Here is a 22,148-nt window from a genome sequence, read left to right as displayed (position 1 = left end):
CTCTTGCCGCCGCGATGCATCTTGAAATTCATTGTGTATAGCTAAGAAGTAAAACGGATGAATAATAGAAAATATTCATCCGTTATGACAATTTATTGCTTAAGGTGTTTTTCGATAGCGTTTAAAATGCCAGCGGAATCTAATCCTAAATCAGAATGAAGTTCTGCCTGTGTGCCCTGAGGTATAAAGTAATCAGGTAACCCGAGGTTTAACACTGAAACTGAGTTCCCTGTTTGCATCAGTAGTTCATTAACGCCACTGCCTGCACCACCCATGATGGCATTTTCTTCCAGCGTTACCAGCAAATCATGTCGGGAAGCCATCTCCAGAACCAGTTCTTTATCCAGTGGTTTGACAAAGCGCATATCAACAACGGTTGCATTCAGGGATTCAGCAGCCTGTAATGCGTTTGGCAGTAACGTACCAAAGTTCAGAATGGCAATTTTTTCTCCCTGACGGCGGATAACGCCTTTGCCAATGGGTAATATTTCCAGTGGCTGAAGTTCTGCGCCAATGCCCGCGCCGCGAGGATAACGGACAGCGACTGGACCCTCTTGATATTGATAGCCGGTATGCAACATCTGTCGGCACTCATTTTCATCACTTGGTGCCATAATAACCATATTGGGAATACAGCGCAGGAATGAAAGATCAAAGGCACCCTGATGAGTCTGCCCGTCAGCACCGACAATTCCACCACGATCGATGGCAAACAGGACAGGTAAGTTCTGGATAGCCACATCATGGATGAGCTGATCATAAGCACGTTGCAGGAAAGTCGAGTAAATCGCAACAACAGGCTTATATCCTCCAATGGCCAGACCTGCTGCAAATGTCACAGCATGTTGTTCAGCAATGGCAACATCAAAGTATTGCTCTGGATATTCACGGGAGAAACGCACCATGCCTGAGCCTTCTCTCATAGCGGGCGTGATCGCCATAAGTTTTTTGTCAGTGGCAGCTTCTTCGCATAACCATTCACCAAAAATTTTCGAGAATGTCGGGCGGGTATCTGAGCTTTTTGGCAGAGAACCTGTTGATGGATCAAATTTAGGAACGGCGTGCCAACTGATAGGATCTTTTTCCGCAGGAGCATATCCACGGCCTTTTTTGGTCATGATATGCAGAAATTGTGGCCCTTTCAGTTCACGCATGTTTTTCAGTGTCTGAGTGAGTGCCAGTACGTCATGACCATCAACAGGGCCGATATAGTTAAACCCAAGCTCTTCGAACAGCGTTCCGGGAACAACCATACCCTTGAGGTGTTCTTCAGTCTTTTTCAGCAATTCTTTGATAGGAGGCAAACCGGAAAAGACTTTTTTGCCGCTTTCGCGCAGAGTCGTATACAACTTACCGGAAAGAAGCTGTGCCAGATGGTTGTTCAGTGCACCAACGTTCTCAGATATCGACATTTCATTGTCATTAAGAATGACGAGCATATCGGGATCGATATCTCCTGCATGGTTCATGGCCTCAAAAGCCATACCTGCGGTAATGGCGCCATCACCAATCACACAAACTGTTTTGCGGCCTTTATCTTCATGTTTTGCCGCAATTGCCATACCTAAACCGGCGCTGATTGAGGTTGATGAGTGTCCGACACAAAGCGTGTCATATTCACTCTCATTCCGCCACGGGAAAGGATGGAGGCCATTTTTCTGGCGGATAGTGTTGATACGGTCACGGCGCCCGGTCAGAATTTTATGTGGATAAGCCTGATGACCGACATCCCAGACTAAATTGTCGAAGGGGGTCTTATAAACATAATGGAGTGCGACGGTTAATTCGATAGTTCCAAGGCCGGAAGCGAAGTGGCCGCTGGAGCGACTGACACTGTTTAGCAAAAATTGGCGCAGTTCATCGCATAACTTTGGCAACGTGTCTTTAGGTAGCAGGCGAAGCTCTTCAGGGTTTTCCGCCAATGCCAATGTTGGATATTTCGCTATATCAATGCTCATGCTATGCCTGTTAAAATGCTATGCACGTTATATCCTTCGTCTTTCAAGTTGCCTCTTTGTTGGCTAAGCTCATTCGCCCCGGTCACCGTTTTTATAAACATACGGTTATCTATGCTTCCGTGTCTCATTCCCTTGCCGCTGTGATGCCACTTGAAATCCCTTGGATATATAAATTGAAGATTAAGAACCCTGATATTATTAGCATGTAATTGCGGGGGTTCTCCCGAGAAGGCCATATTCTATTTTATTTTGAATTTATTTAACTGATAACTCATCAATCAGCGGTTGTCATGGCCTGAGTTTTTAGCTGTTTCTCTCAATGATGAAGCCCGCCAGCTGTTTTAGAGTCACAGTATTATAGAATTGTTTTTCCAGTTCTGTGAGAGCGGCAATAGCATCTTCATGTAGATCTCTGGCTTTTTTCTGAGCTTGCTCTAATCCCAGTAATGCGGGATAGGTGCTTTTACCAAGCTGCTGATCGTTTCCCTGACGTTTGCCGATAATTTCTGTATTGCCAATGACATCCAGAATATCATCATGAACCTGAAACGCGAGGCCGATAGCTTGGGCATACTGATCGAGTAAAGGTAATACTTCCCGGCCACGTGCACCAGCGCCATACGCGCCAAGCCTGACAGCACAACGAATTAGCGCACCTGTCTTGTGTTGGTGAATTTTTTCCAGAGCTGCCAGATCAATTTGCTTTCCTTCAGCTTGCAAATCCAGTGATTGCCCGCCGCACATACCAGCAATACCACTGGATATTGCTAATTCAGCAACCATCTCAAGGCGATCAGATAGTGCGATATTTGGCATGTCGTGTTTTGCCAGGATCTCAAATGCTAACGACTGTAAAGCATCTCCGGCCAGAATGGCATGATTTTCACCAAATTTTATATGGCAGGTAGGCTGACCTCGGCGTAAATCATCGTTGTCCATTGCGGGTAAATCATCGTGGATCAGAGAATAAGCGTGAATGCACTCTATAGCGAGGGCTGGCGCATCAAGGCTCTCTTTGGGCAGTCCAAGCATTTCACCTACTGCGTAAACCAGAAATGGACGCAGCCGTTTTCCACCTAGTACAGCACCGTGCTGCATAGCAGTTGCTAATGGGCTGCCTAAAAAGGGGAGCGAAGAAAATGTTGCCATCAACTTCTCATTGATATGTTGCTGGCAATTGCTTAATTGCTCTTCAAAAGGAGCCTTACATTGTTCAGACATAAAGTTACTCAGCATCAGGCGAAAATTCATCAAGCGGCGATTGTGCATCATTACTTAATAGAATTTGTACTCGTTGTTCCGCTTGTTGGAGGGTTTTTTGCCCTTGTCTTGCAAGTTGAATTCCGCGTTCAAATTCATTTAATGCATCCTCTAAAGGAAGCTCCCCTGATTCCAGCCGAATGACGATTTCTTCCAGCTCTTTCAGGGATGTTTCAAAAGTCGGTGCCTGCTCGGTTGCTGATGTTCGGTTTGCCTTAGACATAATGATTTAATAGTATGATTATTTAACGAGTTACAGTGAAGTAAATCCGTTACAGAATTGCAGAGTACCCTACTACACTGAAAGAAATAAATCATTCGTTACTACTGTTTTTTTACAGACAAACTGTTTTTTTACAGGAGATATAGTGAGATAGTGTTATACTCTGCGCCCTATCCAACTGACTATTTAAGAACCATCATTGATCCTGCTTGTGATAGTTCAATACTGAATGACTACTATATCTTACTATGAAGTTTATCATTAAATTATTCCCAGAAATTACGATCAAGAGCCAGAGTGTCCGCTTACGTTTTATTAAAATCCTTGCCAGCAATATCCGTAATGTACTGAAAACATTCGGAGAGGGAACTGCTGTTGTTCGCCATTGGGATAATATAGAAGTTCGAACTAAAAATGATAACCTCGGCGCAGAAATTTGTGATGCACTGACACGTATTCCGGGTATTCACCATATCCTGCAAGTAGAAGAGCGAGAGTTTCGTGACTTGCATCATATCTTTGAACAAACCTACGAAACATATGGGCATTTATTGCATGGAAAAACGTTTTGTGTCCGTGTAAAACGCCGGGGTAAACACAGTTTTACTTCCAATGAAGCTGAACGATATATTGGTGGCGGCCTGAATCAGCATATTGAATCTGCCAAAGTGAAGCTGACCCATCCAGATGTGACAGTTAATCTGGAAATTAATCAGGATACACTGGTTCTGGTTAAAGCTCGTCATCCGGGGATTGGCGGATTTCCAATCGGAACACAGGAAGACGTTCTTTCTCTTATTTCAGGCGGCTTTGATTCCGGTGTTTCCAGCTATATGCTGATGCGTCGTGGCTGCCGTGTCCACTACTGCTTCTTTAATCTTGGTGGCTCTGCCCATGAAATTGGGGTGAAACAGGTCGCTCATTATCTGTGGAACCGATTTGGCAGTTCTCACAAAGTACGTTTTGTTGCGGTCGATTTTGAACCGGTTGTCGCAGAAATTCTGGAAAAAGTAGATGACGGTCAAATGGGGGTTGTGCTTAAGAGAATGATGGTCAGAGCCGCCTCCAAAATTGCAGAGCGCTATGGTGTTCAGGCAATTGTGACAGGAGAAGCGCTGGGGCAGGTATCCAGTCAGACACTGACTAACCTGAGACTGATTGATAATGCTTCAGATACCCTGATCCTTCGCCCTCTGATTTCTCATGATAAAGAGCACATTATTAAGCTGGCTCGAGAGATAGGCACAGAAGATTTTGCCCGCACTATGCCCGAGTTCTGTGGCGTTATCTCTAAAAGCCCGACAGTGAAAGCAGTCAAAGCCAAAATTGAGGCAGAAGAAGATAAGTTTAATTTCGATATTCTGGACCATGTGGTAAGTGAAGCCCAGAATCTTGATATCCGTCAGATAGCTGAGCAGGCTGGTGAGCAGGTTGTAGAAGTAGAAATGGTGACTGAGTTTTCTTCTGATGATGTGTTACTGGATATTCGCTCACCAGATGAACAGGATGACCGTCCTCTGAAAATGGAAGGCATCGATATCCATTCACTGCCTTTCTATAAGCTGAGTACCCAGTTTGGCGATTTGCCAAAAGAGAAAAACTACCTGTTGTATTGTGAGCGTGGAGTAATGAGCCGTTTACAGGCGCTTTACCTGCGTGAACAGGGTTTCCAGAATGTGAAGGTTTATCGCCCTTAGCCTGAAAACAGGTAAGCTGCTGGCATTATGTATTGTTACCAGCAGCTTATTATTAACAGAACAATTACTGTAGATTTTGGTAATTGTTTATCCCCGGAGGCAAAACTAGCTGAGCAGCAACTTCTGCGGCAGTATCTTTCCCTTTCAAAAGCTCAATCAGTTTTAAAGCGAAGTCAAAAGCAGTCGCAGGTCCCTGACTGGTGAGTAGATTGACTCTCTCATCAAAATAGACCCGCCGATCTATCCATTTCTCTGGCGCTATTTTATCTTTCATGCTGGGATATCCCGTCATATTACCAACTGGAAAAAGTTGGTGATGTTCCAGGACAATAGCCGGTGATGCACAAATTGCAGCGATGATTTTTCCCTGACTTTGTGCTGTGCGAATTTTTTCCACGACTAGCCCGCTATCACGAAAACATTCCGCTCCTTTTATGCCGCCCGGCAGGATAATAGCATCAAAATCTTCGTCAACAACTTCTACCAGAGGGACATCTGCGACAATCTTAACACCACGTGAGCAGGTTAATATCAGCGCACCATCTGTTGCTGTACTGGCGACAGTGACGCTAATACCGGCTCTGACCAGTAAATCAATAGTTGTGACAGCTTCGGTTTCTTCACTACCGTGAGCGAGACAAATGAGAGCTGAGGCGTTCATATTCCTCCTCCTGTCGTTTAATATAACGATAAATTTGTGCGTTTTCTGTCAGTACCAGTCCGTGTTCATGGGCCCGAGTTAGTAGAAAACCAGTAATGTAGTCTATTTCCGTACGCCGCTGTGAACGGATATCCTGCCGCATAGATGAAGAGTTTTCTGATGTCCGCGTGATGATATCCATAATGTAATCTATCAGTGCCTGCCTGGAGATTTGAATACCATCATGTTGCATCACTTGATGAACCTCATCGCATAAAGCATGGACTTTAGCAATATGATTTAGTAACCCGCCATTTTTGCAATCGTAAAGTACGGTGAGTGGATTGATAATGCAGTTTGCAGCAAGTTTTAGCCAGCTGATAGCATAAATATCGTTGCTCCAGATTACCTCTGGCAGAGCATCGTTCAGAATATTTGCTAATACACTGAATTTATTCGCATCAGGTATTGTAGAACCAATTTGGGTTATTCCCGGTGATTTATGATAAACAATACCATTCTCCTGATAGGCTCCATGAGTTGTTACTCCGGATAAAATAGGATTAGGCAGCGGTAAAAGTTCTTCCTGTGTTCCCATTCCGTTATGTAGTAACAGTATCGGGCAATCAGGGGAAAGTTTAGGGGAGAGATTATTAATAGCATCGGGAACCTGCCAGGCTTTCAGACAAACAAGCAGTAGCTCGCTTTCAGCAAGATGCTTTTCATTATTGGCAAGGACTTGCTGTTCAAATGTTCTATTTTGTAATGTATTAATACGAACAGCTAACGAAGGTTGTGGAACTTTTAGCCATGCCTGAACATGATGCTGTTGTTCAGACAAGGCGGCAAGCCATAATTTTCCTATGGCACCACAGCCCAGAACAGTTATTTTCATTGTTCTTCCTTGAGAGATACTTTCAGCGGAAACGTTAAAATTATGCAGGTCTTGCATAAATCTCAAATTACCTAAGGTCGCGGAAATCAGAAAGATCACTTAGCCTGAGAAGTATAGATCTTTTGCCAATAATGGAAAGCGGTTATCATGCCGGATTATTGATTAGCTGGAGGTGACTGGTAATGCCATCATTTGATATTGTTTCAGAAGTTGATATGCAGGAAGTGCGCAATGCAGTAGAAAATGCGCAGAGAGAATTAACCAATCGCTGGGATTTCCGCAATGTCAATGCGAGTTTTGAATTAAACGAGAAGAACGAATCCGTTAAGATCGCGAGCGAATCTGACTTTCAGGTTAACCAACTTATCGATATTCTGCGTGAAAAATTTGCCAAACGAGGAATTGATGGCTCGGTGCTGAATGTTCCTGAAAACATGGTTCATAGTGGTAAAACCTACAGTGTGGAAGCGACCATGCTACAGGGTATTGATACACCGCTAGCGAAGAAAATCGTTAAGCTGATTAAAGACAGTAAGCTGAAAGTTCAGGCCCAAATTCAGGGTGAACAAGTACGAGTTACTGGTAAAGCTCGTGATGATCTGCAAAGTGTGATTACATTAGTTCGCGGTGCAGAGTTGGGCCAGCCTTTTCAGTTTACTAACTTCAGAGATTAACCGTAATATAAGCGGATTATTCTTTTTGGCCTGAGCCAAGTATTTAAGGGAAGCCCGTAATTATTTATTACTGTTGCTTCCCTTAATTCTGTACAGATATCGGCTATCCTGAACTTTATTATGAATGGGCAAGTACAATCTGTTCTAATTGTTCACGGTTAGTCTGCTTAGTATCTACCTTTATATATGCGCTGAGTTCCTCTGGCACAATCACGACATCTTTCACACCCACCTGAGATCGTATTTCCTTTTCCAGAACGTTAGCAGCACTTAATTGAGCAGGTAAAACTAGCCTGATGCTACTGACATAAGGTGGCTGACGCATGGTAAGACTGAGAATAAACCAGAATAGAGTAAGAATAATTCCAGCCATAAAGACTAATGATGCACCTTGTATTTCGTATAGCATACCGCCAAGACTTCCTCCCAACGCCACGCCGATAAACTGGCTGGTGGAATAAATCCCCATCGCTGTACCTTTATACCCTGCAGGCGCTTCTTTACTGATTAATGAAGGTAAAATGGCCTCCATGATATTAAACGCAAGGAAGAAAATCTGAATACCGGCAAATATTCCCCAAAGATGTGAGCCTAAAGACCACAATACAAATTCAGCAATAAACAACATGCCGATGCAAAGCAGAAAAACCTGTTTCATTCGGCGTTTTTTTTCTGCATAAATAATGAATGGTAAAACAGCAACGAAGGAAATAAGCGTAGTAATTAAATAAACTTTCCAGTGTTGCTGGGGAGGAAATCCGACTTTTTCCATAATAAGGGGGAGGGCAACAAAACTCGACATCAATAATGTATGCAGACTAAGTATACCAAAATTGAGTTTTAGCAGTTGGGGATCAGAAAGTACACGCCGGAAGCTGCCACGAACAATACCGGACTCCCGATTTAATAAGTGCTTATGTGTCGATGGTACTGCGAATAATGTTATTAAGATACCGCCACTGGCAAGGATTGCTATCGTACCAAATAAACCATTTAATCCAATCTGGTGAGTAACAATAGGACCGACGACAATGGCAAAGGCAAATGTGATACCAAAACTGATCCCAATAAATGCCATAGCTTTTGTGCGGTTTTGCTCACGGGTCAGATCCGATAGTAATGCCATAATCGCCGCAGAGATTGCCCCCGTTCCTTGTAAAGCTCTTCCGACAATAACACCCCAGATGGAGTCACTAAAGGCGGCAATAATACTGCCTAAGACAAAAATAAGCAGTCCAATGATGATTAAAGGTTTTCTGCCGATTTTATCTGAAAGTAGCCCGAATGGGATTTGAAATATAGCCTGTGTTAAACCGTAGATGCCAATTGCAATGCCGATTAAAGCTTCGGAGGCGCCCCGTAACTCTAAACCATAAGTTGTCAGGACTGGTAACACCATGAACATGCCTAACATGCGTAGAGAAAAAACGGAACCTAAACCCCATGTTGCTCTGAGTTCAAGGGGAGTCATTTTATTGTCGTTCATGGGTACCTCATACCTTCAAAAATTCGATATGACATTTTAGCCAGACAGGAGTAAAGCAATGTTTGCAAGAGAAAAGGAAAGAAAAATGGCAGGTTTTCCCTGCCATTTGAATACTACCGGATGTAAGTCAGCGCTATTTCTGGAGATGCCGCAGAATCCACAGACATCATGATACTCAAAGACATGATGGCGACAATAGAAAATATAAATAACTTACGAGCCCAAGCTCGATCATTTGTGGTTTTATAACCTGATAATGCCATCCCCAGCCACCAGATACTTACTACTGCAGCAACGATGAGGTATTTATAACCTGCATAGCCACTGATTGTCAGCATCAGCGTAGCAACCATAAATGCCAGAATATAGAGGGTAATGTGGTTTTTTGCCACAGAGATACCCTTAATAACAGGCAAAACTGGAATATTGGCGGCCTGATAATCTTTGAACCGAAAAATAGCAATGGCGTAAGAGTGGGGCATTTGCCATAAGCTGAAAATCAGCAATAGAATCAATGCTCCCATGTCAAACTGCCCTGTTACGGCACAATAACCAATAACAGGAGGTGCTGCACCTGACAAGCTACCTACCAGCGTGCCATAAATAGACTTCCTTTTCATGTAGAGGCTATAAACCCCTACATAAATGACAAACCCGATGAGAGCTAACAGCATTGCTAAGGCATTGGCTGCTACATAGAGCAGCACCATGCCAGCAATACCTAACACTGAGGCGTAAATCAGGCTGATTTTCGGATTGATAAGCCCTTTCACAAGGACCCTTTCTTTTGTTCTTTCCATGATCCTGTCAATATCGCGGTCAATATAGTTGTTAAATACACAACCTGACGCTACTACCAACGATACTCCGACCATTGTTGCAAAGAACAAGGGGTAATCTATTACGCCCTTGGAAGCGAGTAGAAAACCACCAATCACAGAAATTAGATTTCCGAAAATAATTCCTGGTTTGGTCACTTGTAGGTATTGCTTAATCATTCAAATCAACTCTTAATCAACCATCATATTGATATTCAGGTTGTACATAATCCACAGTGAGCCAACGACAACGATGGCAATAACCAACAATGTGAATATTAAAGCAACAAGGTTCCAGCGTTCTTCAGATGATGTATTCATATGCAGGAAGCAGATGAAATGTACAAAAATCTGAATAACAGCCATGACAACCACGGTGACGAGGATTGTACTGTGTGAAGCAGTACCATCCATTACCATCCAGAATGGGATCACGGTCAATATGACTGACAGGATAAAGCCAATCATATAAGTTTTGAAGCTACCGTGGCTGGCGCCGGTATGAGAAGTATTTGGATGACTCATCACATAGCTCCCATCAGATAAACGACAGTAAATACACAGATCCATACAACGTCAAGGAAATGCCAGAACAGGCTCAGGCAGTTCAGACGCGTCTGGTTCACGTCAGTCAGACCACGGCGTGCAACCTGAACCATCAGGACAATGATCCAGATCAGACCAAAGGTAACGTGCAGACCGTGAGTCGCAACCAGTGCGAAGAAGGATGACAGGAATGCACTGCGGTCAGGACCGTAGTTTTCAATGATTAGTTCGTGGAATTCATAAATTTCCATCGATACAAAGCCAAGGCCGAACAGAAAGGTAACGAACAGCCACAGATTTACCTGACCAGCTTTACCTTTGTTCATGCTCAGCATGGCGAAACCGTAAGTGATACTACTGAACAACAGCAGGAAGGTTTCTACCAGCACGAACTTCAGATTGAAAATAGTTTTACCTGATGGGCCATCCGCAATACCGTTAGCAAGTACAACATAAGTTGCAAACAGGCTTGCAAACAGAACCAAGTCACTCATCAGGTAGATCCAGAAACCAAATACTTTGTTGGCTCCTGTATCGTGGTGCCCATGAGCGTCATGGGCGGCTGTGTTATTAAGGGTTTGAGTCGACATTATTTCGCACCTGCCTTTCTCAGTTCTTCGTAACGCTGATCTTCAATTTTTTCTACTTCAGCTACAGGAACGTAGTAATCAACGTCTTCGTCAAAGCTTTTCACGATGCAGCTGATGACAATACCTGCGAAACTTGCAATAGCCATCCACCAGATATGCCAGATAAACGCAAAGCCCAGCACCAGACAGAATGCACTGATAACCACGCCAGCACCTGTGTTTTTAGGCATATGAATTTCTTCATATTTAGCAGGACGTTTATATTCAGTACCTTTTTCTTTCATATCCCACCACGCATCACGAGTCTGGATGTGTGGAACTTCCGCAAAGTTATAGAACGGAGGTGGAGATGAAGTTGACCATTCCAGAGTACGGGCACCCCATGGGTCACCAGTCAGGTCACGGTTCTGTTCACGGTCACGGATACTGACGTAGAACTGGATAACCTGACACAGAATACCAAGAGCAATCAGGACAACACCACCTGCCGCAACAACCAGCAAAGGATGGAATTCTGGGTTGATATCCTGGCTCAGACGACGGGTCATACCCATGAAGCCCAGAGCATACAGAGGCATAAAGGCAACGAAGAAGCCGGTGATCCAGAACCAGAATGCACGCACGCCCCATTTTTCATTCAGGGTGAAACCGAACGCTTTCGGGAACCAGTAAGTAGTACCAGCGAAACAGCCGAATACAACACCACCGATGATAACGTTATGGAAGTGAGCAATCAGGAACAGACTGTTATGCAGTACGAAGTTTGCACCCGGAACAGCTAACAGAACACCTGTCATACCACCAATGGAGAAGGTGACCAGGAAGCCAACAGTCCACAACATCGGGGTTTTGAATTCGATGCGACCACGGTACATAGTGAACAGCCAGTTGAAGATCTTAACCCCGGTCGGGATGGAGATAATCATCGTGGCAATACCGAAGAAGGCGTTAACGTTCGCGCCGGAACCCATGGTAAAGAAGTGGTGCAACCATACGATGAACGACAGAATGGTAATAACAATTGTCGCCCATACCAGAGAGGTATAACCAAACAGGCGTTTTTTCGAGAAGGTTGCCGTAACTTCAGAGAAGATACCAAAGACAGGCAGAACCAGAATATAAACTTCAGGATGACCCCATGCCCAGATCAGGTTGATGTACATCATCATGTTGCCGCCCATATCGTTGGTAAAGAAATGGGTGCCCAGATAACGATCCAGGGTTAACAGTGCGATTGTCACTGTCAGAATAGGGAATGCTGCAATAATCAGTACGTTGGTACACAGTGAAGCCCAAGTGAAAACAGGCAGTTTCATCATGGACATACCTGGCGCACGCATACGCAGGATAGTCACGAAGAAGTTAACACCTGTCAGCAACGTACCTACACCGGAGAGCTGAAGACTCCATATCCAGTAATCAACACCAACTCCCGGGTTGTATTCCAGACCGGACAGAGGTGGGTAGGCCAGCCAGCCAGTTTGTGCGAATTCACCAACCCCCAGAGAGAGGTTGATCAGAACGACACCCACAACAAACAACCAGAAGCTCAGGGAGTTCAGGAATGGGAATGCGACGTCACGTGCCCCGATTTGTAGAGGAACCACGATATTCATCAGACCAACAACGAAAGGCATCGCCATGAAGAAAATCATGATTACGCCGTGCGCAGTAAAGATCTGATCATAATGGTGCGGGGGCAGGAAACCTGCTTCACCAGCGGAAGCTAGGGCTTGCTGTCCACGCATCATGATGGCGTCAGCAAAACCACGCAGCATCATTACCATAGCAACAACGATATACATGACACCGATTTTTTTATGGTCGACACTTGTCAACCATTCGCTCCAGAGCCATTTCCATTTGCCGAAATAAGTTATGGAACCAACTACTGCCAGTCCCCCGAGAAGGATCCCCAATAAAGTAACCACGATAATGGGTTCATGTAATGGGATCGCATCAAGTGTTAATTTTCCCCACATGTCTTTATTCCTCAACACCTGCATGAGCCGGTTGACTCATATTCATATTATGACCCGCAGCTTCACCATGTTCTGCTTTGTCATGGCCTGTTTTGCCGTGAGACATACCAAACATACCGCCATGGCCCATATCACCCATAAACTTGGCGATAGTTTCCTGGAACAGTTTTGGTTTCACGCTTGAGAAGTATTCAACTGGGTTGTTCTGGCTAGGTTTTGCCAATGCATTGAATGCCTGCACTGTGTCCAGAGTTTTAGGTGACGCTTTAACTTTTTGTACCCACTCTTCAAAACCAGCACGATCTTCAGTTGCAGTTGCGGTGAATTTCATGCCAGAGAAGCCATGTCCACTGTAACTGGCTGAGAAGCCATCGTATTTGCCTGCTGAGTTAGCAATCAAGTGCAGTTTTGTCTGCATACCTGCCATTGCATAAATCTGACCACCTAACTGTGGAATGAAGAAAGAGTTCATCACAGAGTCAGAGGTGATTTTGAAGTTAATTGGCACATCTTTAGGGAATACAATTTCATTTACGGTTGCAATACCCTGCTCCGGATAGATAAACAGCCATTTCCAGTCGAGGGAAATAACTTCAATCGTTACCGGCTTCACATCACTGTCCAGTGGCTTATATGGATCGAGCTCATGAGTCGTTTTCCATGTAATCGTGGCCAATACGATGATAATCAGGATAGGCACGGTCCAGACAACAAGCTCAATTTTATTTGAGTGTGCCCAGTTTGGACGATAGGTTGCAGATTTGTTGGCTTCCCGGTAACGTAAAGCAAAGACGATTGCCATTACGATAGCCGGGATAACAACGATCAGCATCAGGCCAAACGCTGTCAGTATCAGCGTTTTTTGCTCAACGCCGATCGCCCCTTTGGGATTCATCAATACCATATCACAACCACTTAGCATTAAAGTGGCTGCGAGTAGTGACGATAACCCAATAGTTTTTTTGTATTTCATAAGTCTCATTAGAGCGACCCCAGATAACAAAAGCTTTATTGTCGTTTCATCAGTGCGGGCATTCTACGGTAAGGTTACCGGAGTGTAAACAATTGTAATAGAAGCAGGATGGCTTGTAGGCTTTTTATGCTAGAGGGATCACATGCAATATGAGATTTAACAAAAAGTTAACTTCGGGTGGTTATTGTATCCAATAAATCAAAATAGGCAATATTTTTTATATAACCATCTATTTTTAAATAAAGTTTCCTTAATGAAAATTACAGGTAACGTTTTTAAACAGACGATGTTTCAGTAAATAAATCATGATTTTTAATCTTGGTGAACAGTTTTGAACTGTTCACCAGTTAAACTAATTATCAGAAGTTATATTTTACACTGTAAACAATACCATCCTGAAGGAAATCTTCCCCTAATTTATTGTCAGCATAACGGTATTGAATTCCGGCAGTAAAAGAAGGGTGCGGATTCCACCATAACCCTACCGCGCCGTTGACTCCATCAGGGCCACCGTTGCCGTAACGCTTATTGCGGTTTAATTCAATTTCATTCCAATTTGTGACGCTGAATTTTTGTTCCCACAGGTTGAAATCGTATCCGGCAACCCAGCCTACAACATAACCGTTGTTTCCTGAGTAGAACTTGTTGTCGGTATAATTTAAAGCGACGAACGGTTTGAACCACAGACCTGCGAAGGTTGTATTATAACCTAATCCATAGAGTGTATTGACTTCATGGAAGTTACCGCCATTGCCGGGAAGTGAGTAGCTTCCGTAAACATGTCCGTAAAGATTGAAACCTGTCTCTCCCAGATAATAACGACCTGTTGTTTTGAAGGCGTATCGTAGGTTATCACCGGGTTGTGCAGTTTTGCTGTTAAATGGATTCTCTAAATCAAAGAAACCATATAGCTCCCCCCAGCTGAAGCCTGCTCCACCTTCCAGTTCCATATAAGCAAAGTCATCTTTGTGCGAAGACTGCCCGGTTTTGTGTGTTGTGTGTTTGCTCCAGTCAAGGTAGTTCATGCTGACATTGGCAAACCCCCACTGGTATTCCGCGCTGGCTGAAGCAGAAACCAAGGCGGCAGCAACTGCTGTGAGTGTCAAAATATGTCTTTTCATAAATTCCCTTTATATGGCTTTAGATAAATAAAGATATTTTGGATAGTTCGAAACAAAATAAATGTGAACGTGAGAATAATAATATTTATTAGTACAAATATAAATGTTTCCCCTCTAGAAAAGATGTTTCTTGAGTCACATAATTTTATTTTTTTACTATTATTGTGATAATAATCACTAAATAAGAGCAACAAAAGACTGAACTTTGTCAGCCTTTTGTTGTAGTGGCAGGAATTTTAAGCAAATTTACTTTTTTTCAATGCGATGTAGTCCAGAATACCACCCAGTAGTAATCCTATGACACCAATGACAACGCTCCAGGACAACATAGGGTATATAAAGTCACTTATGTTATTAAAGATATCGATATATTTTGGAGAGATATAAAGCACTAAAGTGACAATATGCGTTATTACAAACAACAGGCTATTTATAATTAGCCAGGCAGCAAAAATAAGTGCAGCCAGAGTCATCGTCAGGAAGGCTAGTCGATAATAGTTACTGAATAATGTCCGAGGAATAAAACTATCTGTTTTTTGAGTATAAGCCAGTGTACTACGACAAACCAGCAGGAGAGCCAGGCCCGGAAACCCAATCACAATGGAAAACAGATAAAACATCGGCCAGCCATGAGCCTCAGCAAACCAGCCTGCAACCGGGCCGACATACACTCGCCCTACCGCCGATAATGCGGAAAGAAGGGCAAATTGTGTCGCTGAAAAAGACTTATTGCAAAGTGTCATGAGTAAGGCAACAAATGCTGCTGTGCCCATACCACCACAGATATTCTCCAGAAATATAGCCCCCCCCATGACATAAATATCTTTAGGAGTGACGGCAAGTATCCAATAACCGAAATTTGAAATGGTTTGCAGGATCCCGAAGATCATCAATGCCCGGAACAGACTCCACTTCTGCATTAAATAACCACCATATAGCGCTCCTACAATGGTAGCGGCCAGCCCAAGGGTTTTATTGATCATACCAACTTCGGCCGGATTAAAACCAACTCCTCGGATAAGAAAAGGAGTACTGAGGGAGAGGGCGAAAGCATCAGCTAATTTATACATAACAATTAGCAGAAGGATAAGCCAGGCATTATTTCGACTAAAAAAATCAAATAAAGGTTCTACGACGGCCTGGTGTAACGTTTTTGGTGGCGCTGTATCTATTTGGGGTTCTTTAGCCGTAAGAGTAGCATAAACACCAATCAGCATCAGACCGGCCATAAGCCAGTACATACTATTCCAGCCAATATAAGTTGTTACCCATAGGGCTAAACCGCCGGAAACCAGCATTGCCAACCGGTAGCCCAATACAGAAATCGCAGCTCCGGCACCGCGTTCTTCCTGCTGAAGAAGGTCGGTTTTATAGGCGTCGAAAATAATATCCTGAGAAGCAGAAAAGAAGGCGACAGCAACAGCTAATGCGGCTAACCACCATAAATGTTGTGAGGGATTCAGAAATCCCATCCCTGCTATACTGATAATGAGCAAAAGCTGGGTAACAAGCATCCAGCCACGTCGCCGTCCCAGAAATGAAGGGGAATAGCGATCCATGGCAGGGGCCCAGAGAAATTTAAAGACATATGCCTGACCAACTAAAGTGAAAAAGCCGATAGTTTTGATATCAACATCTTCCACTGTCATCCATGCCTGTAATGTGCCTGCTGTAAGAGCAAGAGGAAGGCCGGATGCAAAACCCAGTAAAAGAAGAATGCGGTAATTACGTATTGCTGATAAGTTAAGAGCATGATTTGCCATAAGCCCCTCCAATACTTTCTGCCTATAGTCTACTGAAAGTGACTTCAATAGAATCAGGCAGAAAGCATATTCATATTCTGTTAGCGAACGTTTTGTTTGATGAAGGTGCTGATTGACGAATCTTGGGCCATATCTGCGATAACATCAGATAATACAGTATTAACTGCATCAGCAATTTTCGCGTTAGTTGCACTTAATGGAGCCTGAACATTATAGCTGGTGCGGTAGTTCTTGATTTGTTTATTGCCATCCTGAGCATAAACAATCACTGAAATTTCTGCTTTTGCTGAAATATCGTGACGTAAACTGCCTTCTTTAACATTGGCATAAAGCTGATTGACAACAACTTGCAAGTTGGCATTAGCCGGAGAGCCAATCATATAACCACGAGCGACCATTTGCTTTTCCAGTGCTTCTTGCAGTAAAAAGCGTAAATCTCGTGAAGGTAGCAGCGTGACTAATTTTGCATCCCGGTTTACTTGAGCCAGGGCTTGAGATTGCCGCTGGTCGACCCCACTAATACTGATTGTGATAGCTTTCATCGTCGGGTCTGCTGATGGCAGGGCGATTTTAGGCTGAATAGCGAGTGTATTGCTGGGAGTTGCACAGCCAGTCAGATTGGCTAAAAAGAGAAGTGCGGTAAATGGAATAAGTATTTTCTTTAGCATGTAAATGGTCTCATTCTGGATACGGATACCCGGTATAGTAATACAGATAGTACAAACCGTTGCAATCATAACACTGCGATAGGTAGTGGCATATCCCTAATGCTTACTAATTGAAAGATATAGGGAAATAAACAAAATGCATTTGGTTTAAGATAATTAGATGTTTGAATCCTATAAATCGCGGGAAATAAACTAAAATCAATATATGGTTGATTAATAACCTTTGGTGACTAAGGAGAATGAGATGGTTCGTCAGGAAATAGAAACAAAGTTACGGGCGGCATTTAAGCCTTCTCATCTGGAAGTTATTGATGAAAGTTATCGTCATAATGTACCAGCAGGTTCTGAAAGCCATTTTAAAATCATTGTAATCAGTAATGCATTTATTGATCAGAGGATGCTTAACCGTCATCGCTCAATATACAGCACCCTGGCTAATGAGATGGCTGGAGGAGTACATGCTCTGGCACTTCACACATATACAGAAAAAGAGTGGATGGAATTGGAAGATACTGTTCTGAACTCGCCAGCATGCCGGGGAGGAACGGCGACGACTTCATGATTTTACAGAGTAGAGAGCTTGTACTTACTTTTTAATTAATTTGGTTTTCACGTTAAACTACAGCCTTCGGGCTGTATTTTTGTTTATACCCGTTATTTTAAGTTATAGCGTTGCTGGTTATGCATGCCCATCCGGTTACATAATGCATGATGTAACCGAGGAAATATTCTTGCAACCGCGCTCTATCTTGAAGTCCATGAGGATATTCATATCGAATAACCAAAGGCATGATGTGGTTATTGAGCAATGCTTATCACATAAGTCAACGAATATTGCACGCTTTTGCCAGCAATTCTCGACTCATCCTGTCTGCATCGCTATAATGCTGCGTCTAAATTTTTACAATAGTTTCGGGGCGCTTCTGATCACAGGGATTCTCGGTTTTTAAATGCGACCACCCCGGTTCTTGAAGAGTGCTGCAATTTGCCCGTATTAGGTGTTGTACCATTCTGAAGTTGACCGAGCACTATGATTTTTTTGAGGTAACAAGATGCAAGTTTCTGTTGAAACAACTCAAGGCCTAGGGCGTCGTGTGTCAATCACCGTTCCTGCTGCCGACATTGAAAAAGCAGTTAACAGTGAGCTGGTTAATGTAGCGAAAAAAGTACGTATTGACGGTTTCCGTAAAGGTAAAGTACCTATGAAAATCGTTCAGCAGCGTTATGGCGCCTCTGTCCTGCAGGATGTACTGGGTGATCTGATGCAGCGTAATTTCATCAATGCGATCATTGAGAATAAAATTAATCCAGCCGGTGCACCAAGCTACAAACCAGAGCAGTTTAAAGATGGCGAAGACTTCGTTTACGCAGTTGAATTCGAAGTATATCCAGAAATCGAACTGAAAGGTCTGGAAGAAATCGAAGTTGAAAAACCAGTTGTTGAAGTAAAAGATGCAGATGTTGACACTATGCTGGAAACTCTGCGTAAACAACAGGCTGACTGGAAAGAAACCGATGAAGCAGCAGCTGCAGAAGATCGCGTAACTGTAGATTTTAATGGCTCTGTTGACGGGGAAGAGTTCGAAGGCGGTAAAGCAACAGACTTCGTTCTGGCAATGGGCCAAGGCCGCATGATCCCGGGTTTCGAAGAGGGTGTTGTTGGTCATAAAGCGGGAGACGAATTCACTATCGATGTGACTTTCCCTGAAGATTACCATGCTGAAAACCTGAAAGGTAAAGCGGCGAAATTCGCAATTAACCTGAAGAAAGTTGAACAGCGTGAACTGCCAGAACTGACTGAAGAGTTCATCAAGCGTTTTGGTATTACCGAAGCGACAGTTGATGGTCTGCGTGCAGAAGTTCGTAAAAACATGGAACGTGAACTGAAAAATGCAGTACGTAACCGCATTAAAACTCAGGTTCTGGATGGTCTGGTTAAGGCTAACGAAATCGACGTTCCTGCTGCGGCTATTGATGGTGAAGTTGATGTACTGCGTCGTCAGGCGGCACAGCGTTTCGGTGGTAATGAAGCGCAGGCTCTGGAACTGCCTCGTGAGCTGTTCGAAGAGCAGGCAAAACGCCGTGTAGTTGTTGGTCTGCTGTTAGGTGAAGTTATCAGCAGCAATGAGCTGAAAGTTGATGATGAGCGTGTTAACGCGCTGATCGAAGAAATGGCTTCTGCCTATGAAGATCCAAAAGAAGTCGTTGAATACTATAGCAAAAACAAAGAAATGATGAACAACATCCGCAACGTTGCTCTGGAAGAGCAAGCTGTTGAATTGGTTCTGAGCAAAGCGAAAGTTTCTGAGAAAGAAACTGGCTTTAATGATCTGATGAATCAGAATCAAATGGCATAAGTTTCATTTATTGATTACCTGAGATGATGAATTCTTCTCTCAGTAATGCAAACCCGCAGGCGAAGCTTGCGGGTTTTTTTTATTGTTCTTGAAAAAAACAGATTTAACCTCATATCCTTTCTTACTATTATGTAATGGCTTACTACTTTTTATAGAGGGAAGCCCTCTGTTAGTTAACTTTGGATCATGGTCATCATCGCTTATCTCAAGTAGAATCAGTTATGAATGGCACCAGCGTGAGTTCTATTAGGAGACGGAAATGTCATACAGTGGCAAGCAAGATCAATATGCACCTAACATGTCTTTGGTGCCGATGGTGGTTGAACAGACAGCACGTGGGGAACGTGCATTTGATATTTATTCCCGCTTATTAAAAGATCGAATTATTTTTCTGACGGGTCAGGTAGAAGACCATATGGCGAATTTAATTGTCGCTCAGATGCTCTTCCTGGAAGCAGAAAACCCAGAAAAAGACATTCACTTATATATCAACTCGCCGGGTGGGGTTATCACAGCTGGTATGTCTATTTATGACACCATGCAATTTATTAAGCCAGATGTGAGTACTATTTGTATGGGGCAAGCCTGCTCAATGGGAGCGTTCTTGTTAACAGCTGGTGCAAAAGGGAAACGTTTCTGTTTGCCAAATTCCAGAGTGATGATCCATCAGCCATTAGGTGGATTTCAGGGGCAGGCAACAGATATTGAAATCCATGCGCAGGAAATACTCAAAGTTAAAGCACGTATGAATGAATTGATGGCAAAACATACGGGGCAATCGCTTGAGAAGATAGTCGAAGATACAGAACGTGATCGTTTCTTATCAGCCGGGGAAGCCGTAGAATACGGATTGGTTGATAGCATATTCACCCAGCGCAACTAATTTATTGATAATTAATTTATTACTCCAACACTATAATTTAAAGGTGAATTTTTGTACAATCACCTGATTATGCGGAGTAATGACAGCGTTTTTTCTGTTATGCCAGATAGACTGGGATAACAGCTCATAAAGTGAGGTTGACTGATGACAGATAAGCGCAAAGACGGTTCAGGAAAGCTGCTGTATTGCTCTTTCTGCGGGAAAAGCCAACATGAAGTCCGGAAATTAATAGCTGGCCCGTCAGTGTATATCTGCGATGAATGTGTCGATTTATGTAATGATATCATTCGCGAAGAAATTAAAGAGCTAGTACCACATCGTGAGCGTAGTACATTGCCTACCCCTCATGAAATTCGCCAACATCTGGATGATTATGTCATCGGTCAGGAAATGGCGAAAAAAGTACTAGCGGTAGCCGTTTATAACCATTATAAGCGCCTGCGTAATGGGGATACTAATAACGGTGTGGAATTAGGCAAAAGTAATATTCTGCTAATCGGGCCAACTGGTAGCGGTAAAACTTTGCTGGCAGAAACACTTGCCCGTTATTTAGATGTACCATTTACTATGGCTGATGCTACGACCCTGACTGAAGCAGGTTATGTTGGGGAAGACGTAGAAAACATTATTCAAAAGCTTTTGCAAAAATGTGACTACGATGTACAGAAAGCGCAGCGTGGTATCGTTTATATTGATGAAATAGATAAAATCTCCCGCAAATCTGATAATCCTTCAATAACACGTGATGTGTCAGGTGAAGGCGTTCAGCAGGCACTGTTGAAACTGATTGAAGGCACAGTAGCAGCTGTTCCTCCTCAGGGTGGTCGTAAGCATCCACAGCAGGAGTTCCTTCAGGTTGATACATCTAAAATTCTGTTTATTTGTGGCGGCGCGTTTGCCGGGTTGAGCAAGGTTGTTAGCCAGCGTTTGAATGTCAGCTCTGGAATAGGTTTTAGTGCTACAGTTAAAGGTGAATCAGAGAAAGCAACTGAAGGTGAATTGCTTGCTCAGGTTGAACCGGAAGATTTAATCAAATTCGGCTTGATTCCTGAGTTCATTGGCCGTCTGCCGGTTGTGGCAACGCTGGGTGAACTTAATGAAGAAGCTTTAATCCAGATTCTGCAAGAGCCAAAAAACGCGTTGACAAAACAGTATCAGGCTTTATTTAATCTGGAAGGCGTTGAGCTGGAGTTCAGAAAAGAAGCTCTGACAGCGATTGCTAAAAAAGCAATGGTGCGTAAAACGGGTGCTCGTGGTCTTCGCTCAATTGTGGAAGGTGTTTTATTGGACACAATGTACGATCTCCCATCAATGGAACATGTAGAAAAAGTTGTCGTTGATGAGACGGTTGTTGAAGATAAATCCGCACCATTATTGATATATAGCAAACCGGATGCTCAAGTTTCTGGTGAGTGATGAAAATAGGGTAAGAAGTACCGGCCATCAATTCGCATTGAAAAAATAAAATGAGGGATTCTCCCTCATTTTGCTTTTTGCAGACTCAGGCTATTGAATGTCGGATTCCTGTCCCCATATATTTTATATTCTTTGAAGTGAAACTCGTGAAAACCGTGTTTCACGAGATTCCTAAAAACTGGCGAAAGCTAAACGAAG

At 43.3% G+C, this 22,148-nt stretch carries 20 protein-coding genes; 6 read left to right on the top strand and 14 right to left on the bottom strand.

Annotated features, from left to right (window positions below; all coding sequences use genetic code 11):
• Positions 1-92 precede the first annotated feature (92 nt).
• The 3 genes from dxs to xseB form a co-directional block, all read right to left on the bottom strand.
• The gene (gene dxs / locus AACX68_RS06695) at positions 93-1,958 is read right to left on the bottom strand and encodes a 1-deoxy-D-xylulose-5-phosphate synthase (RefSeq protein WP_228857834.1); all 1,866 of its coding nucleotides are present in this window, start codon (positions 1,956-1,958) and stop codon (positions 93-95) included.
• A gap of 303 nt (positions 1,959-2,261) precedes the next feature.
• Positions 2,262-3,179: a (2E,6E)-farnesyl diphosphate synthase gene (ispA, locus tag AACX68_RS06690; protein ID WP_228857833.1), complete on the bottom strand. Its 918-nt coding sequence runs from the start codon at positions 3,177-3,179 to the stop codon at positions 2,262-2,264.
• A 4-nt stretch (positions 3,180-3,183) separates the two neighbouring features.
• Entirely contained in the window at positions 3,184-3,441 is a 258-nt protein-coding gene (xseB, locus tag AACX68_RS06685) for an exodeoxyribonuclease VII small subunit (RefSeq protein WP_086955388.1), read from the bottom strand.
• 248 nt (positions 3,442-3,689) lie between these two features.
• Between xseB and thiI the strand changes: the two genes are divergently transcribed.
• Positions 3,690-5,138, top strand: a complete 1,449-nt coding sequence (thiI, locus tag AACX68_RS06680; RefSeq protein ID WP_099111547.1) for a tRNA uracil 4-sulfurtransferase ThiI — start codon at positions 3,690-3,692, stop codon at positions 5,136-5,138.
• 64 nt (positions 5,139-5,202) lie between these two features.
• Here thiI and yajL read toward each other — a convergent pair whose 3' ends face one another.
• Both yajL and panE read right to left on the bottom strand, forming a co-directional pair.
• Positions 5,203-5,799 carry a protein deglycase YajL gene (gene yajL, locus AACX68_RS06675; protein ID WP_228857832.1) on the bottom strand — a complete coding sequence of 199 codons (597 nt, stop codon included), beginning with the start codon at positions 5,797-5,799 and terminating at the stop codon, positions 5,203-5,205.
• A complete protein-coding gene (gene panE / locus AACX68_RS06670; protein WP_228857831.1) occupies positions 5,762-6,673 on the bottom strand; it encodes a 2-dehydropantoate 2-reductase in 912 nt (303 codons plus the stop codon). The genes yajL and panE overlap by 38 nt, the downstream gene beginning before the upstream one ends.
• A gap of 182 nt (positions 6,674-6,855) precedes the next feature.
• On the opposite strand from panE, the gene AACX68_RS06665 reads away from it, so the two are divergent.
• Complete coding sequence (locus AACX68_RS06665) at positions 6,856-7,347, top strand: YajQ family cyclic di-GMP-binding protein (protein ID WP_099111550.1); 492 nt, start codon at positions 6,856-6,858, stop codon at positions 7,345-7,347.
• A 118-nt stretch (positions 7,348-7,465) separates the two neighbouring features.
• Here the strand turns inward: AACX68_RS06665 and AACX68_RS06660 are convergent, their stop codons facing one another.
• The 9 genes from AACX68_RS06660 to AACX68_RS06620 form a co-directional block, all read right to left on the bottom strand.
• Positions 7,466-8,833: an MFS transporter gene (locus AACX68_RS06660; RefSeq protein WP_228857830.1), complete on the bottom strand. Its 1,368-nt coding sequence runs from the start codon at positions 8,831-8,833 to the stop codon at positions 7,466-7,468.
• Positions 8,834-8,946: 113 nt separating this feature from the next.
• Positions 8,947-9,831 carry a heme o synthase gene (gene cyoE, locus AACX68_RS06655; protein WP_228857829.1) on the bottom strand — a complete coding sequence of 295 codons (885 nt, stop codon included), beginning with the start codon at positions 9,829-9,831 and terminating at the stop codon, positions 8,947-8,949.
• Between the two features lie 12 nt (positions 9,832-9,843).
• Positions 9,844-10,176 (bottom strand): cytochrome o ubiquinol oxidase subunit IV, encoded by a 333-nt coding sequence (locus AACX68_RS06650; protein WP_086955395.1) that lies wholly within the window; start codon positions 10,174-10,176, stop codon positions 9,844-9,846.
• On the bottom strand, positions 10,176-10,787 hold the full coding sequence (locus AACX68_RS06645; protein WP_228857828.1) for a cytochrome o ubiquinol oxidase subunit III: 612 nt from the start codon (positions 10,785-10,787) through the stop codon (positions 10,176-10,178). Before AACX68_RS06645 ends, AACX68_RS06650 begins: the two co-directional genes overlap by 1 nt.
• Entirely contained in the window at positions 10,787-12,769 is a 1,983-nt protein-coding gene (gene cyoB, locus AACX68_RS06640) for a cytochrome o ubiquinol oxidase subunit I (protein ID WP_228857827.1), read from the bottom strand. Before cyoB ends, AACX68_RS06645 begins: the two co-directional genes overlap by 1 nt.
• A gap of 4 nt (positions 12,770-12,773) precedes the next feature.
• Positions 12,774-13,751 (bottom strand): cytochrome o ubiquinol oxidase subunit II, encoded by a 978-nt coding sequence (gene cyoA / locus AACX68_RS06635; protein ID WP_099111555.1) that lies wholly within the window; start codon positions 13,749-13,751, stop codon positions 12,774-12,776.
• A 350-nt stretch (positions 13,752-14,101) separates the two neighbouring features.
• Positions 14,102-14,863, bottom strand: coding sequence for a nucleoside-specific channel-forming Tsx family protein (locus tag AACX68_RS06630; protein WP_099111556.1), 762 nt, complete (start codon positions 14,861-14,863; stop codon positions 14,102-14,104).
• Between the two features lie 236 nt (positions 14,864-15,099).
• Positions 15,100-16,626 (bottom strand): muropeptide MFS transporter AmpG, encoded by a 1,527-nt coding sequence (ampG, locus tag AACX68_RS06625; protein WP_228857826.1) that lies wholly within the window; start codon positions 16,624-16,626, stop codon positions 15,100-15,102.
• A gap of 80 nt (positions 16,627-16,706) precedes the next feature.
• The gene (locus tag AACX68_RS06620) at positions 16,707-17,294 is read right to left on the bottom strand and encodes a lipoprotein (RefSeq protein ID WP_228857825.1); all 588 of its coding nucleotides are present in this window, start codon (positions 17,292-17,294) and stop codon (positions 16,707-16,709) included.
• 244 nt (positions 17,295-17,538) lie between these two features.
• On the opposite strand from AACX68_RS06620, the gene bolA reads away from it, so the two are divergent.
• The 4 genes from bolA (at position 17,539) to clpX (ending at position 21,950) form a co-directional block, all read left to right on the top strand.
• Positions 17,539-17,856 (top strand): transcriptional regulator BolA, encoded by a 318-nt coding sequence (gene bolA, locus AACX68_RS06615; RefSeq protein ID WP_228857824.1) that lies wholly within the window; start codon positions 17,539-17,541, stop codon positions 17,854-17,856.
• Between the two features lie 490 nt (positions 17,857-18,346).
• Positions 18,347-19,651 (top strand): trigger factor, encoded by a 1,305-nt coding sequence (gene tig / locus AACX68_RS06610; protein WP_099111559.1) that lies wholly within the window; start codon positions 18,347-18,349, stop codon positions 19,649-19,651.
• Between the two features lie 259 nt (positions 19,652-19,910).
• Positions 19,911-20,534: an ATP-dependent Clp endopeptidase proteolytic subunit ClpP gene (clpP, locus tag AACX68_RS06605; RefSeq protein ID WP_086955403.1), complete on the top strand. Its 624-nt coding sequence runs from the start codon at positions 19,911-19,913 to the stop codon at positions 20,532-20,534.
• A gap of 144 nt (positions 20,535-20,678) precedes the next feature.
• A complete protein-coding gene (gene clpX, locus AACX68_RS06600) occupies positions 20,679-21,950 on the top strand; it encodes an ATP-dependent protease ATP-binding subunit ClpX (RefSeq protein ID WP_228857823.1) in 1,272 nt (423 codons plus the stop codon).
• Positions 21,951-22,148: the final 198 nt, after the last annotated feature.

This window comes from Xenorhabdus sp. PB61.4, assembly GCF_963894935.1.
Taxonomy (GTDB): domain Bacteria; phylum Pseudomonadota; class Gammaproteobacteria; order Enterobacterales; family Enterobacteriaceae; genus Xenorhabdus; species Xenorhabdus stockiae.
Note: the sequence above shows the minus strand (reverse complement) of the source record. Positions and strands in the feature narration are given on the sequence as shown.

Excerpts from the sequence above, each read along its gene's own strand:
- dxs (WP_228857834.1), bottom strand. The coding sequence starts at position 1,958 with ATGAGCATTGATATAGCGAAATATCCAACATTGGCATTGGCGGAAAAC.
- ispA (WP_228857833.1), bottom strand. The coding sequence starts at position 3,179 with ATGTCTGAACAATGTAAGGCTCCTTTTGAAGAGCAATTAAGCAATTGC.
- xseB (WP_086955388.1), bottom strand. The coding sequence starts at position 3,441 with ATGTCTAAGGCAAACCGAACATCAGCAACCGAGCAGGCACCGACTTTT.
- thiI (WP_099111547.1), top strand. The coding sequence starts at position 3,690 with ATGAAGTTTATCATTAAATTATTCCCAGAAATTACGATCAAGAGCCAG.
- yajL (WP_228857832.1), bottom strand. The coding sequence starts at position 5,799 with ATGAACGCCTCAGCTCTCATTTGTCTCGCTCACGGTAGTGAAGAAACC.
- panE (WP_228857831.1), bottom strand. The coding sequence starts at position 6,673 with ATGAAAATAACTGTTCTGGGCTGTGGTGCCATAGGAAAATTATGGCTT.
- AACX68_RS06665 (WP_099111550.1), top strand. The coding sequence starts at position 6,856 with ATGCCATCATTTGATATTGTTTCAGAAGTTGATATGCAGGAAGTGCGC.
- AACX68_RS06660 (WP_228857830.1), bottom strand. The coding sequence starts at position 8,833 with ATGAACGACAATAAAATGACTCCCCTTGAACTCAGAGCAACATGGGGT.
- cyoE (WP_228857829.1), bottom strand. The coding sequence starts at position 9,831 with ATGATTAAGCAATACCTACAAGTGACCAAACCAGGAATTATTTTCGGA.
- AACX68_RS06650 (WP_086955395.1), bottom strand. The coding sequence starts at position 10,176 with ATGAGTCATCCAAATACTTCTCATACCGGCGCCAGCCACGGTAGCTTC.
- AACX68_RS06645 (WP_228857828.1), bottom strand. The coding sequence starts at position 10,787 with ATGTCGACTCAAACCCTTAATAACACAGCCGCCCATGACGCTCATGGG.
- cyoB (WP_228857827.1), bottom strand. The coding sequence starts at position 12,769 with ATGTGGGGAAAATTAACACTTGATGCGATCCCATTACATGAACCCATT.
- cyoA (WP_099111555.1), bottom strand. The coding sequence starts at position 13,751 with ATGAGACTTATGAAATACAAAAAAACTATTGGGTTATCGTCACTACTC.
- AACX68_RS06630 (WP_099111556.1), bottom strand. The coding sequence starts at position 14,863 with ATGAAAAGACATATTTTGACACTCACAGCAGTTGCTGCCGCCTTGGTT.
- ampG (WP_228857826.1), bottom strand. The coding sequence starts at position 16,626 with ATGGCAAATCATGCTCTTAACTTATCAGCAATACGTAATTACCGCATT.
- AACX68_RS06620 (WP_228857825.1), bottom strand. The coding sequence starts at position 17,294 with ATGCTAAAGAAAATACTTATTCCATTTACCGCACTTCTCTTTTTAGCC.
- bolA (WP_228857824.1), top strand. The coding sequence starts at position 17,539 with ATGGTTCGTCAGGAAATAGAAACAAAGTTACGGGCGGCATTTAAGCCT.
- tig (WP_099111559.1), top strand. The coding sequence starts at position 18,347 with ATGCAAGTTTCTGTTGAAACAACTCAAGGCCTAGGGCGTCGTGTGTCA.
- clpP (WP_086955403.1), top strand. The coding sequence starts at position 19,911 with ATGTCATACAGTGGCAAGCAAGATCAATATGCACCTAACATGTCTTTG.
- clpX (WP_228857823.1), top strand. The coding sequence starts at position 20,679 with ATGACAGATAAGCGCAAAGACGGTTCAGGAAAGCTGCTGTATTGCTCT.